The 15,496-nt window shown below is 70.0% G+C and carries 14 protein-coding genes; 5 read left to right on the top strand and 9 right to left on the bottom strand.

Annotated features, from left to right (window positions below; all coding sequences use genetic code 11):
• Positions 1-41: 41 nt before the first annotated feature.
• The 4 genes from opcA to MAA44156_RS05580 are packed head-to-tail and all read left to right on the top strand — an operon-like array spanning position 42 to position 3,092.
• Positions 42-953 (top strand): glucose-6-phosphate dehydrogenase assembly protein OpcA, encoded by a 912-nt coding sequence (gene opcA, locus MAA44156_RS05595; RefSeq protein ID WP_009977592.1) that lies wholly within the window; start codon positions 42-44, stop codon positions 951-953.
• Positions 950-1,705 carry a 6-phosphogluconolactonase gene (gene pgl, locus MAA44156_RS05590; protein WP_009977594.1) on the top strand — a complete coding sequence of 252 codons (756 nt, stop codon included), beginning with the start codon at positions 950-952 and terminating at the stop codon, positions 1,703-1,705. Before opcA ends, pgl begins: the two co-directional genes overlap by 4 nt.
• A gap of 40 nt (positions 1,706-1,745) precedes the next feature.
• Positions 1,746-2,144, top strand: coding sequence for a hypothetical protein (locus MAA44156_RS05585; protein ID WP_003876065.1), 399 nt, complete (start codon positions 1,746-1,748; stop codon positions 2,142-2,144).
• Positions 2,145-2,162: 18 nt separating this feature from the next.
• On the top strand, positions 2,163-3,092 hold the full coding sequence (locus MAA44156_RS05580) for a histone deacetylase family protein (RefSeq protein WP_009977596.1): 930 nt from the start codon (positions 2,163-2,165) through the stop codon (positions 3,090-3,092).
• A gap of 1 nt (position 3,093) precedes the next feature.
• Here MAA44156_RS05580 and MAA44156_RS05575 read toward each other — a convergent pair whose 3' ends face one another.
• The 3 genes from MAA44156_RS05575 to ppc all read right to left on the bottom strand — a co-directional run bounded on the left by MAA44156_RS05575 (position 3,094) and on the right by ppc (position 7,842).
• Positions 3,094-4,080 (bottom strand): aldo/keto reductase, encoded by a 987-nt coding sequence (locus MAA44156_RS05575; protein ID WP_009977598.1) that lies wholly within the window; start codon positions 4,078-4,080, stop codon positions 3,094-3,096.
• Positions 4,081-4,179: 99 nt separating this feature from the next.
• Positions 4,180-4,959 (bottom strand): bestrophin-like domain, encoded by a 780-nt coding sequence (locus MAA44156_RS05570; protein WP_009977601.1) that lies wholly within the window; start codon positions 4,957-4,959, stop codon positions 4,180-4,182.
• 75 nt (positions 4,960-5,034) lie between these two features.
• Positions 5,035-7,842: a phosphoenolpyruvate carboxylase gene (gene ppc / locus MAA44156_RS05565; protein ID WP_009977603.1), complete on the bottom strand. Its 2,808-nt coding sequence runs from the start codon at positions 7,840-7,842 to the stop codon at positions 5,035-5,037.
• On the opposite strand from ppc, the gene MAA44156_RS05560 reads away from it, so the two are divergent.
• Positions 7,841-8,863 (top strand): LLM class F420-dependent oxidoreductase, encoded by a 1,023-nt coding sequence (locus tag MAA44156_RS05560; RefSeq protein WP_009977605.1) that lies wholly within the window; start codon positions 7,841-7,843, stop codon positions 8,861-8,863. The genes ppc and MAA44156_RS05560 overlap by 2 nt on opposite strands.
• Before the next feature lie 17 nt (positions 8,864-8,880).
• Here MAA44156_RS05560 and secG read toward each other — a convergent pair whose 3' ends face one another.
• From secG to MAA44156_RS05530, 6 genes are all read right to left on the bottom strand, one after another.
• The gene (secG, locus tag MAA44156_RS05555) at positions 8,881-9,114 is read right to left on the bottom strand and encodes a preprotein translocase subunit SecG (RefSeq protein WP_003876059.1); all 234 of its coding nucleotides are present in this window, start codon (positions 9,112-9,114) and stop codon (positions 8,881-8,883) included.
• Positions 9,115-9,144: 30 nt separating this feature from the next.
• Positions 9,145-9,930: a triose-phosphate isomerase gene (tpiA, locus tag MAA44156_RS05550; RefSeq protein WP_009977607.1), complete on the bottom strand. Its 786-nt coding sequence runs from the start codon at positions 9,928-9,930 to the stop codon at positions 9,145-9,147.
• A complete protein-coding gene (locus MAA44156_RS05545) occupies positions 9,927-11,174 on the bottom strand; it encodes a phosphoglycerate kinase (RefSeq protein WP_009977609.1) in 1,248 nt (415 codons plus the stop codon). The genes tpiA and MAA44156_RS05545 overlap by 4 nt, the downstream gene beginning before the upstream one ends.
• Before the next feature lie 3 nt (positions 11,175-11,177).
• The gene (gene gap, locus MAA44156_RS05540) at positions 11,178-12,197 is read right to left on the bottom strand and encodes a type I glyceraldehyde-3-phosphate dehydrogenase (RefSeq protein ID WP_003876056.1); all 1,020 of its coding nucleotides are present in this window, start codon (positions 12,195-12,197) and stop codon (positions 11,178-11,180) included.
• A 123-nt stretch (positions 12,198-12,320) separates the two neighbouring features.
• Positions 12,321-13,745: a phytoene desaturase family protein gene (locus MAA44156_RS05535; protein ID WP_009977612.1), complete on the bottom strand. Its 1,425-nt coding sequence runs from the start codon at positions 13,743-13,745 to the stop codon at positions 12,321-12,323.
• Positions 13,738-15,483 carry a DUF3556 domain-containing protein gene (locus MAA44156_RS05530; protein ID WP_009977613.1) on the bottom strand — a complete coding sequence of 582 codons (1,746 nt, stop codon included), beginning with the start codon at positions 15,481-15,483 and terminating at the stop codon, positions 13,738-13,740. Before MAA44156_RS05530 ends, MAA44156_RS05535 begins: the two co-directional genes overlap by 8 nt.
• Positions 15,484-15,496 lie beyond the last annotated feature (13 nt).

The raw sequence follows: 15,496 nt of genomic DNA, 5'->3' as shown, positions 1-15,496 counted from the left end.
CACGACGATGCAGAGCGCAGCGATGAGGAGGAGTGGCGCAATTGATAATTGACATGCCGGACGCCACTACCACCGCGGTCAACAAGAAGCTGGACGAACTGCGGGAAAGGGTCGGCGCCGTCGCCATGGGCCGGGTGCTGACCCTGATCATCGCGCCCGACAGCGAGGAGATCCTCGAGGAGTCGCTGAAGGCGGCCAACGACGCCAGCCATGAACACCCCAGCCGGATCATCGTCACGCTGCGGGGCAACCCGTACGCCGACAAACCCCGCCTGGACGCGCAGCTGCGCGCCGGCGGCGACACCGGCGCCAGCGAGGTCGTGGTGCTGTGGCTGTCCGGGGCACTGTCCGGGCACGCCGCCAGCGTGGTCACCCCGTTCCTGCTCCCCGACATCCCGGTGGTGGTCTGGTGGCCGGACGTGGCGCCCGCGGTGCCCGCGCAGGATCCGTTGGGCCGGTTGGCGATTCGCCGCATCACGGACGCGACCAACGGGGCCGACCCGCTGGCGGCGATCAAGAGCCGGCTGCCCGGCTACACCGCGGGCGACACCGATCTGGCCTGGGCGCGCATCACCTATTGGCGGGCGTTGCTGGCCGCGGCCGTCGACTTGGCGCCGCACGAGCCGATCGAATCGGCGCTGGTGTCGGGTTTGAAGACCGAGCCGGCGCTCGACGTCCTGGCCGGCTGGCTGGCCAGCCGCATCGACGGCCCGGTGCGCCGGGCGGTGGGCGAGCTCAAGGTCGAACTGGCGCGCAGCAGCGAAACCATCGTGTTGAGCCGCCCGCAGGAGGGCCGCACCGCCACGCTGAGCCGCACGTCCCGCCCGGATGCCCTACTTCCGTTGGCGCGCAGGGAAACCGGCGAGTGTCTGGCCGAAGACCTGCGCCGGCTGGACGCCGACGAGATTTATCAATCAGCGCTGGAAGGCATCGAGAAAGTGCAATACGTGTGAGCACCCGCATCGAAATTTTCCCGGACAGCCAGGCCCTGGTCACCGCCGCCGCGGCGCGACTGGCCGACACCATCGCCGACGCCGTGGCGGCCCGGGGCCGGGCGCTGATCGTGCTGACCGGCGGCGGCAACGGCATCGGGCTGCTGAAGTCGCTGGCGGGGCGGCCGATCGACTGGTCGGCCGTGCACCTGTTCTGGGGCGACGAACGCTACGTCCCCGAGGACGACGACGAGCGCAACGAGAAGCAGGCGCGTGAGGCGCTGCTGTCCCATGTCGACATTCCGTCCAGCCAGGTGCACCCGATGCCGGCCAGCGACGGCGAATTCGGCAGCGACCTGGCCGCGGCGGCGCTGGCCTACGAGCAGCTGCTGGCCGCCAACGCCGCGCCCGGGCAGCCGGTCCCGAATTTCGATGTGCACCTGCTGGGCATGGGCCCGGAGGGCCACATCAATTCGCTGTTCCCGGACACCCCCGCGGTGCTGGAGTCCACCCGCATGGTGGTGCCGGTCGAGGACTCCCCCAAGCCGCCCCCACAGCGAATCACGTTGACGCTGCCCGCGATTGCGCGCTCCCGCGAGGTGTGGCTGATGGTGTCGGGCGCCGGCAAGGCCGACGCGGTGGCCGCGGCCATCAACGGCGCCGCCCCGGTCTCGGTGCCCGCAGCCGGGGCGGTCGGGCTGGACACCACGCTGTGGCTGCTCGACCGGGAGGCCGCCGCCAAGCTGCCGCCCGGCACCGCCGTCCAGGGCTAGCCGCACCGTCGGGGCCTGCCGCGGCCCGGGGCGGGTGATAATGACGGGCATGGCAGACAGAACCGTGCGCGGGGGCCAAGAGCGAAGCCGGATCAAGACGCTCACCCAGGCCGCGCTGAACGCCGACAAAACGGTCGAGCAGGTCGAAGACGTCCTCGACGGTTTGAGCAGCACGCTCAAGGAGCTCAGCAGTTCCCTCGCGGCGCTGAACGCCACGGTGGAGCGGATGGAGACCGGCCTGGACCACCTGGACGGCACCCTGGCCAGCCTGGACGATCTGGCCAAGCGGCTGATCGTGCTGGTCGAGCCGGTGGAGGCGATCGTCGCGCGGGTCGACGACTTGGTGAAGGTGGGCGAGACCGTGATGTCGCCGCTGTCGGTCACCGAGCACGCGGTGCGCGGCCTGGTGGATCGGCTGCGCAACCGGACCGCACAGTAGCCGCCCGGCGGAACCTCGATGGCCACCCTGCTGCTGCACCATCCCGACTTCGCCGCCCACCGGACCGCACCCGGCCATCCGGAGCGCCCTGATCGGTACCGCGCCGTGGCGGCCGCGCTGAGCCGGCCCGGGTTCGACGCGCTGGTGCGCGAGACGGCCGAGCCGGCCGAGTTGGCGGCCACGCGCTACGTGCATTCCAACCGCTACGTCGACGCGCTGGAAGCGGCGCGGCCGCAACACGGTTACGTCTACCTCGACGGCGGCGACACCATGATGGAGCCCTCGACCTGGGAGACGGCGCTGCGCGGGGTGGGCGCCACGCTGCAGGCCGTGGACCGGGTGCTGGCCGGTGACGTGCAGAACGCGTTCGTGGCGTGCCGTCCGCCGGGGCATCACGCCGAAACCGAACGGGCCATGGGCTTCTGCTTGTTCAACAACATCAGCATCGGCGCGCGGCACGCTCAGCGCAAGCACGGGCTGATGCGGGTGGCCATCGTCGACTTCGACGTGCACCACGGCAACGGCACGCAGCAGATCTTCTACTCCGACCCCAGCGTGCTGTACGCGTCCACCCACCAGATGCCGCTGTTTCCCGGCACCGGCGCGGCGGCCGAAACCGGGGTGGGCAACATCTTCAACTCTCCGCTGGCACCCGGGGACGGCGGCGCCGAATTGCGGGCCGCCTTCACCGATCGGATTGTGCCTGCGCTGCAAGCCTTCTCACCCGAGTTGATCATCGTGTCCGCCGGCTTCGACGCCCACGAACGCGATCCGCTCGGCTCACTGACCATGACGACCGACGACTTCGGCTGGGTCACAAGGGAATTGATGAAGTCGGCGGAAAAGCTCTGCGACGGCCGGCTGGTGGCGGTGCTGGAAGGCGGTTATGACCTGCAGGCCCTTGCCGATTCCGTCACCGCGCATGTCGGTGAGCTGCTGAAGGGCTGACTCAGCTCGCCTTCTGGTGCATCTCGGGATAGGGCCCGCCGACCGGTGTCGCCGCCGCCAGGATGTTGTCGACGGCGGCCAGGTCGGCATCCGACAGCGTGACGTCGGCCGCGCGGGCGCTCTCCTGCAGGTAGTGCAGGTGCTGGGCGCCCACGATGGCGACGTGCACACCCGGCTGCGCCAGCACCCGCGCGATCGCCAGCTGGCTGATCGTCACCCCCAGGTCGGACGCCAATTCCTGAAGCTGCGCAACGACTTCCAGGTTGCGCAGGAAGCCGTCACCGCTGAAGATGTCGCTCTTGGCGCGCCAATCCTGCGGGGCGAACCGGGTGTCCGGCTTGACCGTCCCGGTCAGCAAACCGTGCGCCAGCGGGCCGTACACCATCACCCCGATGTCGTGCTCGCGGGCATACGGCAGCAGTGTGTCCTCGATGTCACGCCGAAACAGGTGATACGGCGGCTGCACGACCTCCACCGGCAGCGTGGCCGAAAACTCCTCCACCTGCGCGGTGTCGTAGTTGGACACCCCGACATGCCGAATCTTGCCCTCCGACACCAATTCCGCGAGAGCCCCGGCGGTTTCGGCGGCCGGCATCCGGGGGTCGGGCCAGTGCACCAGGTACACGTCGATGTGGTCGATGCCCAGCGCGGTCAGGCTGGACTCCACGCCCTTGCGCAGCCATTGTGGGCTGGCATCGCGGACCAGTCCGCTGTCGGTGGCGCGCAGTCCACCCTTGGTGGCGATCACCACCTCGTCGCGCGCGCGGGCGAGGTCGTCGCGCAAAGCCTTGCCCAGCAGGCGTTCAGACGCCCCGAAGCCGTACTGCTGGGCGGTGTCGAAGAAGTTGATCCCGAGGTCGCGGGCGCTGCGGATCATGGTGATCGCGGCGTCCTCGTCGGCATGGCCCCAGTCACTGCAGAACTCCCAGGTGCCGAACGCCAACCGGGAAACCTCGAGCCCCGTCTTGCCGAATGTGATGGTCTTCAAATGCCAACCTCCCCCGTTGGTGTAGGCGCCCCCGGCACGCGGGCGGCGCGGCCAACTCAACCATAACGACGCCGCAGCGCGGTGACGCAACGCCAACGCTCAGCGCGGGAAGTAGCGGCTGTCGTTGTCGACGGCGTCGAAAATGTCCAGGGCGTGCTGGAACGGCCCGGACGTGATGCGCTGATCGGTGGCATACGAGTGGTCGAGTTCGAACACGGTGCACAGCAGCAGCGCAAGCAGCGCCGCGACGGTGCCGGACACCACGACGTGGCCGACGGTGCTGCCCAGCCGCAGGAAACCGGTGAAGGCGACCAGCACCACCGCGCCGAAGATCAGGCCCGCCCACAGCAGCGGGGGTATGCGCGGTTTGGTGCCGACGATCCGCTCGTTGCGGTCGGATGCCAGCTCGCTCAGCTGGTTGAGGAATTGCTGATTGATCGGCCGGGCGGCGATGTTGGGCTGCTGGCGACCGACGGTGCGATACATCCGGGTGATCGCGGCGCGGGCGCCCTCGTTGCGCTGCTTGTTCCACTCCGGACCGGCCACCGCGCCGGCGTATTTGCGCAGCAGCTCCTGGATTTCGGTGCGTTCCGGTTCCGGCATGGCCACGCTCTGGCGGTACATGGTGGTCAGCGCCGACGCCTCGGCGGACACCACGACCTGGGTGGACGAGAAGTGCTCCCAGGTGGCCACCACGGTGAAGCCCAGCAGCGCACCGTAGACGAACCCGACGACGGTGAGAGACGACGCGATCGCCGGGTTCTGTTGCCGGCCGTGCAGCAGCCGGCGCCCCAGCCAGATGGCACCCACCGCGACCGCGATCGCGGCGGCGACCGCGCACACCAGCAGCAGCCACAGGGGAAGGCCGGGTCCGCTCACGGGTCTCCTTGGTCGAGGTCGCGTCGGCTCAGCGTATGCGCGACCGGGCCGCCGGGGTGAGCAATTCGCGTGTCGTCAGCCGCTGTTTCGCAGCGCGCTGGCCAGTCCGTTCATCGTCAGCAGGATGCCGCGCTGCACCAGTTCGTCGTCGTCGCCGCTGCGGTAGCGGCGCAGCAGCTCCACCTGCAGGTGGTTGAGCGGCTCGAGGTAGGGGAAGCGGTTGAACACCGAACGCGCCAGCGCGGGGTTGTCGGCGAGCAGGTTGTCCTGGCCGGTGATCAGCTTGTGCATGGCGATGGTGCGGCGGTGCTCGTCGGCGATCTTGCCGAACACCCGCTGCCGCAGTGCCGCGTCGTCGACCAGCTCGGCGTACTGCGCGGCCAGGCCCAGGTCGCTTTTGGCCAGCACCTGGGCCAGGTTCGACAGCACGCTGCGGAAGAACGGCCAGCGACGGTACAGGTCGTGCAGGATGTCGACCCGCTCGGCCCGGCTCTGCGGGCCGGCCGCGATCCACTGCTCGAACGCTGAACCGGTGCCGTACCAACCGGGCAGCATCACCCGGGACTGACTCCAGGCCAGCACCCAGGGAATGGCGCGCAAATCCGCGATGGACTCGGTGGGCTTGCGTGAGGTGGGCCGGCTGCCGATGTTCAGCGAGCCGATCTCGCTGACCGGGGTGGAGGCCATGAAGTAGTCCACGAAACCCGGTGTCTCGTGCACCAATTCGGCGTAGGCGCGCTGCGCCAGCACCGCCACCTCGTCGAGCACGGCATACGCGGGTTCGGCGGTGTCGCCCAGGCCCTCGACGTCGAGCAGCGTCGACTCCAGCGTGGCGGCCACCAGGCTTTCCAGATTGCGTTGCGCCACTTGAGGTTCGGCGTATTTGGCGGCGATCACCTCGCCCTGCTCGGTGAGCCGCAGCGAGCCGTTCACCGCGCCGGGGGGCTGCGCCAGGATCGCTTCGTAGCTCGGTCCGCCGCCGCGCCCGACGGTGCCGCCACGACCGTGGAAGAGCCGCAACCGGATTCCGGTTTTGCGGGCCACCTCGACCAGCGCCAGCTCGGCGCGGTACACCGCCCAGCTCGACGCCAGGTACCCGCCGTCCTTGTTGGAGTCGGAGTAGCCCAGCATCACCTCCTGGCTCTGTCCGCGGGCGGCCACCAACGCCCGGTACAGCGGGAGCTCGAGCATCGCGTGCAGGATCGCCGCGCCGTTGTGCAGGTCCTCGATGGTCTCGAACAGCGGCGAGATGCCCACCGGGCAATAGGGTTCGGGGCCCGACGCGTCGATCAGCCCCGCCTCCTTGAGCAGGATCGCGGCCTCGAGCACATCGGAGACCGAGCGGCACATCGAGATGACGTAGTTGGGCACGGCGGCCGGGCCGTACCGCCGGATGGCGTGCGCCGCCGCGCGCACCACACCCAGCTCCTTGTCGGCCAGCTCGGACAGTTCCGCGCGGTCCCCGACCAGCGGCCGGCGGGTGCCCAGCTCGGCCGCCAGCAGCTCCACCCGCTCGTCCTCGGGCAGCGACCGGTAGTCCGGGTGCACGCCCGCCCAGGCCAGCAGCTCGGCCACCACTTCCTCGTGCACGTCGGAGTTCTGCCGCATGTCCAGGCCACACAGGTGAAACCCGAAGACCCGCACGCCTTCTCGCAGCAGGGCCAGGCGGTCGTCGGCCAGCAGCGCGCTGCCGTGCGCGCGCAACGACGCGTCGACGGTGTCGAGGTCGGCCCGCAGTTCGGCCGGCGTGGCGTACGGCGGCAAACCCAGGTCCAGCTCGTGTTGCGGTCGGCGGTCCAGGATCTCGCCGGCGGTGGCGGTGAGCCGGCCGCGGATCACCCGCAGCGCCCGCCGGTACGGCTCGTCGGCGCGGGCCTTCTCGGCGCAGTCCTCGGCCAGCGCGGCCAGCTCGGGGGTGACCGCGACCAGGCGCGCCGACATCGACAGCTCCTGCTCGCAGGCGGTCAGCTCGGCCAGATAGTGCGCCAGCGCGGTGTAGGCGGCGTCGCCGGTGGCCCGGCGCACCACGTCGGCCGTCACGTTGGGGTTGCCGTCGCGGTCGCCGCCGATCCAGGAGCCGGGTGCCACGATCGGCTCGTCGAGCAGGTCGGCGCCGGGCCAGCGGGCCCGCAGCGCGTTGCGGACCTCGGCGTTGACCTGCGGGATGACCTTGAAGAAGGCGGCGGCGTAGTAACGCAGCCCCACCTCGATCTCGTCGGTGATCTGCAGGCGGGACAGCCGGATCAGCGCGGTCTGCCACAGCGTGAGGACCTGGCGGCGCAACTCCAGCTCGATGTTGCGGCCGTCGTCGGTTTCGGTGTGCCCCTCGGCGTGCAGCCGCATCAGCTCGGTGATCCGGTGCTGGGTGACGAAGACGGTGCGCCGCCGGGTCTCGGTGGGGTGGGCGGTGATCACCGGGGACACCACCGCGCCCCGCAGCGCCTCGGCCACCGTGGCCGAATCGAGTTGTGCGCGATCGAGTTTGGCGTAGGTGGCGGCCAGGCTGCTGTCCTGCGGCGGTTCGCCGGCGGCGACGTGGATCGCCCGGCGGCGCTCCCGGTGGATGTCCTCGGCGACGTTGGCCAGCAGCGCGAAATGGCTGAAGGCGCGGATGACCGGGATGGCCTGGTGGATGTCGATGCCCGCGAACATCCGGGCCAGCTCGGCCCGGTCGATCTCGGAGCGCCGCACCCGGAACGATTCCACCCGGGCGCGTTCGACGAGCTCGAACACCTGCTGGCCGTTCTGCTCGCGCACCGTGTCGCCCAGGATGGCGCCGAGCAGCCGGATGTCGGCCCGCATCGGCTCGGTGGCCTCGCGCCCCACCAGGGTGCGCTGGACGGCGCCGATCGGTTCCAGCGTGCCCTCGGATGCCTCAACCATGGAACCCAGTATCGGTGCCGGCGCCGGCGGCCGCCCGTCGGCGCAATCGCGGCGCCCGGGGCCGCCCGGAATTGTCGCGCGGGCGCCCGCGTTGGTTGACGACATGTCCGCCGGAATCATTCTCATGGCCCACCCCGACGCCGCCAATCTGGTCGACGACGTGATCGCCCAGGCCCGACGCGCCCACGAGTTCGGGGTCGAGCAGGTGTGGCTGGCCCAGCAGCAGAGCTATGACGCGATCGCGCTGGCCGCGCTGGTGGGGACCGCGGTGCCCGGGCTCGGCGTCGGCACGTCGGTGGTGCCGATCAACCCGCGTCACCCGCTGATCGTGGCCTCGTTGGCGCAGACGGCGCAGGCCGCCGCGCACGGCAACTTCAGCCTCGGGCTGGGGCTGGGCGCGGCCGACCTGGAACGCCGGACGTTCGGCACCGAATGGCCCAACACGATCACGCGGCTGCGCGAGCACCTGACCATCCTGGGGTCGGTCTTTCACAGCGGCGCCGTCGACTTTCACGGCAGCGAACTGTGCGCCGCCCCCAGCTTTCCGGTGCGGGTCCCCGGCGGCACCCCGATCCCGGTGTACGTGGCGGCGATGGGACCCAAGGCGCTGCAGGTCACCGGCGAACTGGCCGACGGGACGCTGCCCTATCTGGCGGGGCCCCGGACCATCGAGGAGTTCATCGTGCCCCGGATCACCAAGGCGGCCGCCGAGGCGGCCCGCCCGGCGCCGCGCATCATCGCCGCGGTGCCGGTGCTGCTGTCCGACGACGTGGAGGGCGCCCGCGCCGCCGCCGCGCAGCAGCTGAGCTTCTACGAGACCATCCCGTCGTATCGCAATGTGATTGCCCGAGAAGGACTTTCCAATGCTGTTGAGCTCGCCGCGATCGGGCCGGAGGAGTCGGTGCTGCGCCAGGTGCGCCGCTATTTCGACGCCGGAGCAACCGATGTGGTGCTGAGCCCGCTGGACCGCTCGGCCTCCGTCGACCGCGAGGCGCTGTGGCGGCTCACCGCCGCGCTGTGAGCCGCGCGGGCAGCCGGTCAGCGGTACTTGATCAGCAGGGCCATGCCGATGATGCAGACCAGCCAAATGCCGGTGATGAACAGCGTCAGCCGGTCCAGGTTCTTCTCCACCACCGTGGACCCGGACAGGCTGGACTGCACGCCGCCCCCGAACAGCGTGGACAGCCCGCCACCCTTGGCGCGGTGCAGCAGCACCAGCAACACCACCAGGATGCTGGTGACGACCAGGGTGATCTGCAAAGCCAACTGCATGACGGCCAGCCTACCGGGGCGGGCTCGTTCTCACGGCAGCGGCCCGCCGGCGGCGATGGCGGCCAGCGTGGCGAACTGCTCGCCGTCCAGCGACGCGCCGCCCACCAGGCCGCCGTCGATGTCGTCCTGGGCGATCAGCTCCCCGACGTTCTTCGCGTTCACCGAGCCGCCGTAGAGCACCCGCACCGAGTCGGCGATCTGCGCTGAGGCGAGTGACGCCAACTCTTTCCGGATCGCCGCGCACACCTCTTGAGCATCGGACGCACTGGCCACCCGTCCGGTTCCAATCGCCCACACCGGCTCGTAGGCGATGACGACCTTGCCGATCTGCTCGGCGGACAGCCCGGCCAGCGAGCCGCGCAGCTGCTCCTCGCAGTGGATGACGTGGTTGCCCGCCTCGCGGACCTCGAGGTGCTCGCCGATGCAGATGATCGGGGTCAGCTCGTGCTTGAGCGCGGCCGCGGCCTTGGCGGCCACCAGCGCGTCGTCCTCGTTGTGGTAGGTGCGCCGCTCCGAGTGCCCGACGACGACGAACGTGCAGCCCAGCTTGGCCAGAAAGGCCCCGCTGATGTCGCCGGTGTAGGCGCCCGAGTCGTGCTGGGACAGGTCCTGGGCGCCGTAGCTGAGCCGCAGCTTGTCGCCGTCGACCAGGGTCTGCACGCTGCGCAGGTCGGTGAACGGCGGCAGCACCGTGACGTCCACCTTGTCGTAGTACTTGTCCGGCAGCGCGAACGCGATCTTTTGCACCAGCGCGATGGCCTCGAAGTGGTTGAGGTTCATCTTCCAGTTGCCGGCGATCAGTGGCTTGCGGCTCACGCGGCGCCTCCCGTCGGCTGCGGACGTCCCAGCACCTCGATGCCCGGAAGTGCCTTGCCCTCAAGGTATTCCAGCGACGCCCCGCCGCCGGTGGAAATGTGCGAGAAGCCGCTCTCCGGGATGCCCAGCGCGCGCACCGCGGCCGCCGAGTCGCCGCCGCCGACCACGGAGAAGGCGCCCTTGCCGGTCGCCGCCGCGATCGCTTCGGCCAGGCCCTTAGTGCCCGCGGCGAACGCCGGGAACTCGAACACGCCCATCGGGCCGTTCCAGAAGATCGTCTCGGCGTTGGACAGCAGCGCGGTGAACCGCTTGACCGATCCCGGCCCGATGTCCAGGCCCATCAGGTCGTCGGGGATGGCGTCGGCCGGCACGGTCTGCGGCGCCGCGTCGGCGGCGAACCTGTCGGCCGCCACGATGTCCACCGGCAGCCGCAGCACGTCGACGTAGGTGTCCAGCAGCCGGCGGCAGGTGTCCACCATCTCGGTTTCCAGCAGCGACTTACCGACCGAAAACCCTTGCGCGGCAAGGAAGGTGAAGCACATGCCGCCGCCGATGACGATGCTGTCGGCCTTGGTGGCCAGCGACTCGATGACGCCGAGCTTGTCGGACACCTTGGACCCGCCGAGCACCACCGCGTAGGGGCGTTTGGTGGAGCCGGTCAGCTGCTCCAGCACGGCGATCTCCTCGGCCACCAACGTGCCGGCGTAGTGCGGCAGCAGCGTGGCGACGTCGTACACCGAGGCCTGCTTGCGGTGCACCACGCCGAAACCGTCGGAGACGAAAGCGCCTGTGGGACCGACCAATTCGGCCAGCTGCCGGGCCAGCGCGAGCCGCTCGGCGTCGTCCTTGGACGTTTCGCGGGCGTCGAACCGGATGTTTTCCAGCAGCAGGACGTCGCCGTCGGTCAACCCCTCGGCGCGGGCCAGGGCGTCGGTGCCCACCACGTCCGAGGCCAGCTGCACGTGCCGGCCCAGCTGCTCGCCGAGCGCGGCGGCCACCGGGGCCAGCGACAACGCCGGGTCCGGCCCGTTCTTGGGACGCCCGAGGTGCGCGGCGACCACCACCTTGGCGCCCGCCTCGACCAGTGCGCTCAACGTCGGCACCGACGCGGTGATCCGGCCGGGGTCGGTGATCCGGCCTTGCTCACCATCGGAGTCCAGCGGCACGTTCAGGTCCGAACGCACCAGCACACCGCGTCCGGAAACACCTTCGGCGAGAAGGTCTTCGAGATTGTGGACAGCCACGGCTTACAGCGACTTGCCGACCAGGGCGACCAGGTCGACGAGGCGGTTGGAGTAGCCCCACTCGTTGTCGTACCAGGACACCACCTTGGCTTGGTTGTCGATCACCTTGGTCAGCCCGGAGTCGAAGATCGAGCTGTGCGGGTCGGTGACGATGTCGCTGGAGACGATCGGCGCGTCGTAGTACTTCAGGATGCCCTTGAGCCGGCCCTCGGCGGCGGCCTTGAACGCCGCGTTGATGTCCTCGACGCTGGCCGGCTTCTTCAGCTCGGCGGTCAGGTCGGTGACCGAGCCGGTGGGGATCGGCACCCGCAGCGCGTAGCCGTCCAGCTTGCCCTTGAGGTTGGGCATGACCAGCCCGATCGCCTTGGCCGCGCCGGTGGAGGTGGGCACGATGTTCAGCGCGGCGGCGCGCGCCCGGCGCAGGTCCTTGTGCGGCCCGTCCTGCAGGTTCTGGTCCTGGGTGTAGGCGTGGATCGTGGTCATCAGGCCGCGGACGATGCCGAACTCGTCGTCGAGCACCTTGGTCAGCGGCGCCAGGCAGTTGGTGGTGCACGACGCGTTGGAGATGATGTTCTGGCTGCCGTCGTACTTGTCGTCGTTGACGCCCAGCACCACGGTGATGTCCTCGTCGGTGGCCGGCGCGGAGATGATCACCTTCTTGGCGCCGGCGTCCAGGTGGCCCTTGGCCTTGGCCGCGTTGGTGAACAGCCCGGTGGATTCGACGACGACGTCGACGCCCAGGTCGCCCCAGGGCAGCGCGGCCGGGCCCTCGCGCACCTCCAGCGCCTTGATCTTGGCCGGGCCCACCACGATGGTGTCCTCGCCCTCCAGGCTGACGTCGTAGGGCAGCCGGCCCAGGATGGAGTCGAATTTCAGCAGGTGAGCCAGGGTGCTGTTGTCGGTGATGTCGTTGACCGCGACCACCTCGATGTCGGCGGTGCCCTGCTCCTGTTGAGCCAGCAAGGCCCGGTAGAAGTTGCGCCCGATTCGACCGAAGCCGTTGATGCCTACCCGGACCGTCACTTGTCTCTCCTCCGTCTTCTTTCCTGTGTCGGCTGATTTGCGCTCGTCGCCAGCCTAGATCAGTGCCGCGGCCGGTTGCCGCTCCGGTATCGCCCCGGTGACCTCGGCCACAGCCTGCGCAAGCTAGCCGCCGCGGCGGCGCAGCCAGCCCAGCGCGGCCTCGGCGGCGTGATAGCCACACAGCCCGTGGATGCCCGGTCCCGGCGGCGTGGACTGCGAACACAGATAGACACCGGGGACGCCGGTGGCGTACGGGCTGACCGAGACGCGCGGCCGCAGGATGACCTGCAGCCCGTCGTTGGCGCCGCCGAGGATATCGCCGCCGATGTAGTTGGCGTTGTAGGCGGCCAGGTCGGCGGTGCCCCTGCTGACGGTGGCGACGACGCGGTCGCGGAATCCGGGCGCGAACCGCTCGATCTGATCGACGACGAGGGCGGTGGCGTCGCCGGTGTAGCCGAACGGCACGTGCGCGTAGGCCCAGATCGGGTTGATGCCGCCGGCCGAGCGGGACGGGTCGGCCAGGTATTGCTGTCCCACCAGGACGAACGGGCGCGGCGCCAGCTTGCCCTGCGCGCGTTGGCGTTCGGTGTCGGCGATCTCGGCGAAGCTCCCGCCCAGGTGCACGCTGCCGGCCCGGGCGCAGTGCGGGTTGGTCCACGGGATGTCGCCCTCGACGGCGAAGTCGACCTTGAACGCCGAGGAGCCCTGCCGGTAGCGGCGGTAGGACCGCGCGATGCGCGCCGGCATCAGCTCGCCGTAGAGCCGCAGCGCCGCGGCGGGGGTCAGGTCGAGCATGACGATGTCGGCGTCCGGGATGTCGCGCCGGTCGCTGACCGTGACGCCGGTGGCGACGTCGCCGCCGTGCGCGCGCAGGGCGGCGACCAGGGCATGGATGATCGAGCCCGATCCCCCTTCGGCGACCGGCCAGCCGTACCGGTGCCCGCTGGCCAAAAACAGCAGGCCCAGCGAGGCGGTCAGCGGACGGTCCAGCCGGGTGTAGATGTGCGCGGCGGCGCCGCCGAACAGCGCCCGGGCCTGCTCGGTGCGAAACCAGCGGGCCAGCACGGTGGCCGGCAGCAGCGCGCGAGGCCCGAACTGGGCGAGGCGCACCGGATGGCGCGGGACGCGCAGCACCGGGCGCATCAAATCGCTTGCCAGCTGGTCGAATCCGGCCGCCAGGTCCCCGACGGCGCGCCGCCACCGGGTGGCGTCGGGCCCCATGCCGGCCGTCGTCTGCTCGATCGACCGGTACAGCACACCGGCGCTGCCGTCGTCGAGCGGATGGGCGCAGTCGATCTGCGGCCACTTCCACACCAGCCCGTAGCTCGGCAGGTCGATCTCCTTCCAGAACGGCGAGCCGACCCCGAACGGGTGGGTGGCCGAGCACAGGTCGTGGATGACCCCGGGCACCGTCAGCTCACCCGACCGCGCTCCCCCGCCGGGCGTCTCGCCGGCCTCGAGCACCTGCACCTCGACGCCGCGGCGGGCCAGCTGGATCGCCGCGGCCAGCCCGTTGGGCCCGGCCCCGACCACCACCGCCCTAGCCATGGACGTGGACGGGGTATTCGTCGCCGGGCTCGGGCCAGGGCTGCCGGCTCAGCATGCTCGCGACGTCGACGTGGCCCGCTTCGATCAGCCCGGTCTTGGCGTCGACGATGCGGTAGGCCTGCGTCTGGCGCTGGATGGGTTGGGCTTCCAGGATGATCACCCGCACCTCGCCCTCGTCGAAGTTGCAGCGGCGCTGCACGGCGGCCAGCAGCTGTTCGTTGTGCAGGTGGCCCTCGCCGAAGTTCCAGCCGATCAGCGGGCCGGCGACGATCTCGCCGTCGCGCAGCAGGTAGTCGGCCTCGTCGGCACCGCCGGGCAGGGCGCGCGGCACCAGCCCGCCCAGCGCCCGCCCGTGCGTGTGCATCGACCGCCAGCCCATCAACTTGTCGATCATCAGTTCGGCGGATTGCGGATCATAAAGGCGGGCAAGCTGATTGGGCACCAGCGCCGATGCCTTGGTGATGTTGGCCTCGATCTTGTCTTCGGCGCCCGTGCGGAAGCACCAGGTGCTGGTGGCCCAGTTGCCCGCGTAGTAGCGCATCGCCGGCAGGAACGAGATCTGTTGCGGGAAAAGGTTTCCCAGGATCGGCACCACGGCCAGCGCGGCGATCAGGATGACCAGCAGCAGCGGTGAGCTCAGCCCGGTGGCTGTGACGCCGGCGTAGTGCCCGAACAGGTAGAACAGCGAGAAGATGAAGAAGACGTTCCACTCCAGCGGGACTCCCATCGGAATGGTGGAGGCGATGTTGAGGTGGAACAGCACCATGAAGGCGATCAGGAACCAGGCCCAGCGGTGTCCGTCGGCGACGAACACCAGCACCAGCGGGACCAGGAATTCGGCGGTGGTGCCGCCGACGTGGGCCATCACCTTCGGGATCCAGGACGGCCGCAGGTCGTCGACGGGGTCGAGATAGAACCGGCGTTTGAACCAGTTGAACGCGCGGGCGCGCAGCAGCGGGCTGTTGCTCATCATGACCGCCACCACGTAGGGGAAGTGGTGGTTGAGCTTGGAGGTCGCCGCGCCCCACCACAGCGCCAGCATGATGATCTTGAAGGCGGCGATCTGGTCGGTGAAGCCGAAAAAGAAGACCAGCAGCGTCAATCCGTAGTGTTCGCCCCGCGCGGCCAGAAAGATCATCTTGTCCCGCAACCCCAGCAGTGCCAGCGCGACGATGGCCGGTACCACGAGGATGGGATCGATCAGGCCGACGTCGCCGGCCGCGGTGACCGGCCCGCCCCGCCCCGGCGACAGCAGCGCCGCGACGCCCGAGCCCAGCACCACCAGATACAGCGCGACGTCGACGACGGTGCGGCTGTCCCCGGCGGTGAACGGGACCTTGTCCGGCCACGGCGGCAGCCGAATCGTGTTGGGCCGCAACCAGTACAGGAAGCCGCCGAACGGCGGCCAGAACCGCGCGGTCAGCGGCCCCGATCCGCAGCCCAGGCCCAGGATCTCGAACAGCAGCGTGAAGACGACCAGCTTCTGGTACACGATGGGCTGCGTCCACCAGTCGGCGATGCGCCCGAGCCCGCCCAGGCCCGGCGTCAGCGAGATCACCGCGGCCGCGCCGGCGACGTAGCCGGCGATCTTGAACACGTAGAACAGGTACACCGCATACGGGGAGCCGAAGCCGTGCTCGACCCAGTGCCGGGTCATGATCTGCCGCCGGGTCGACCGCGGCAGGCCGGTCCAGGTTTGGGGGTCGACGTCGGGAAACTCCGGGGTCATGAATCCCATGGGAGGCCTCGTT

It is taken from the genome of Mycobacterium avium subsp. avium (genome assembly GCF_009741445.1).
GTDB lineage: Bacteria > Actinomycetota > Actinomycetes > Mycobacteriales > Mycobacteriaceae > Mycobacterium > Mycobacterium avium.
This window is presented reverse-complemented; position numbering and strand designations above follow the sequence as displayed.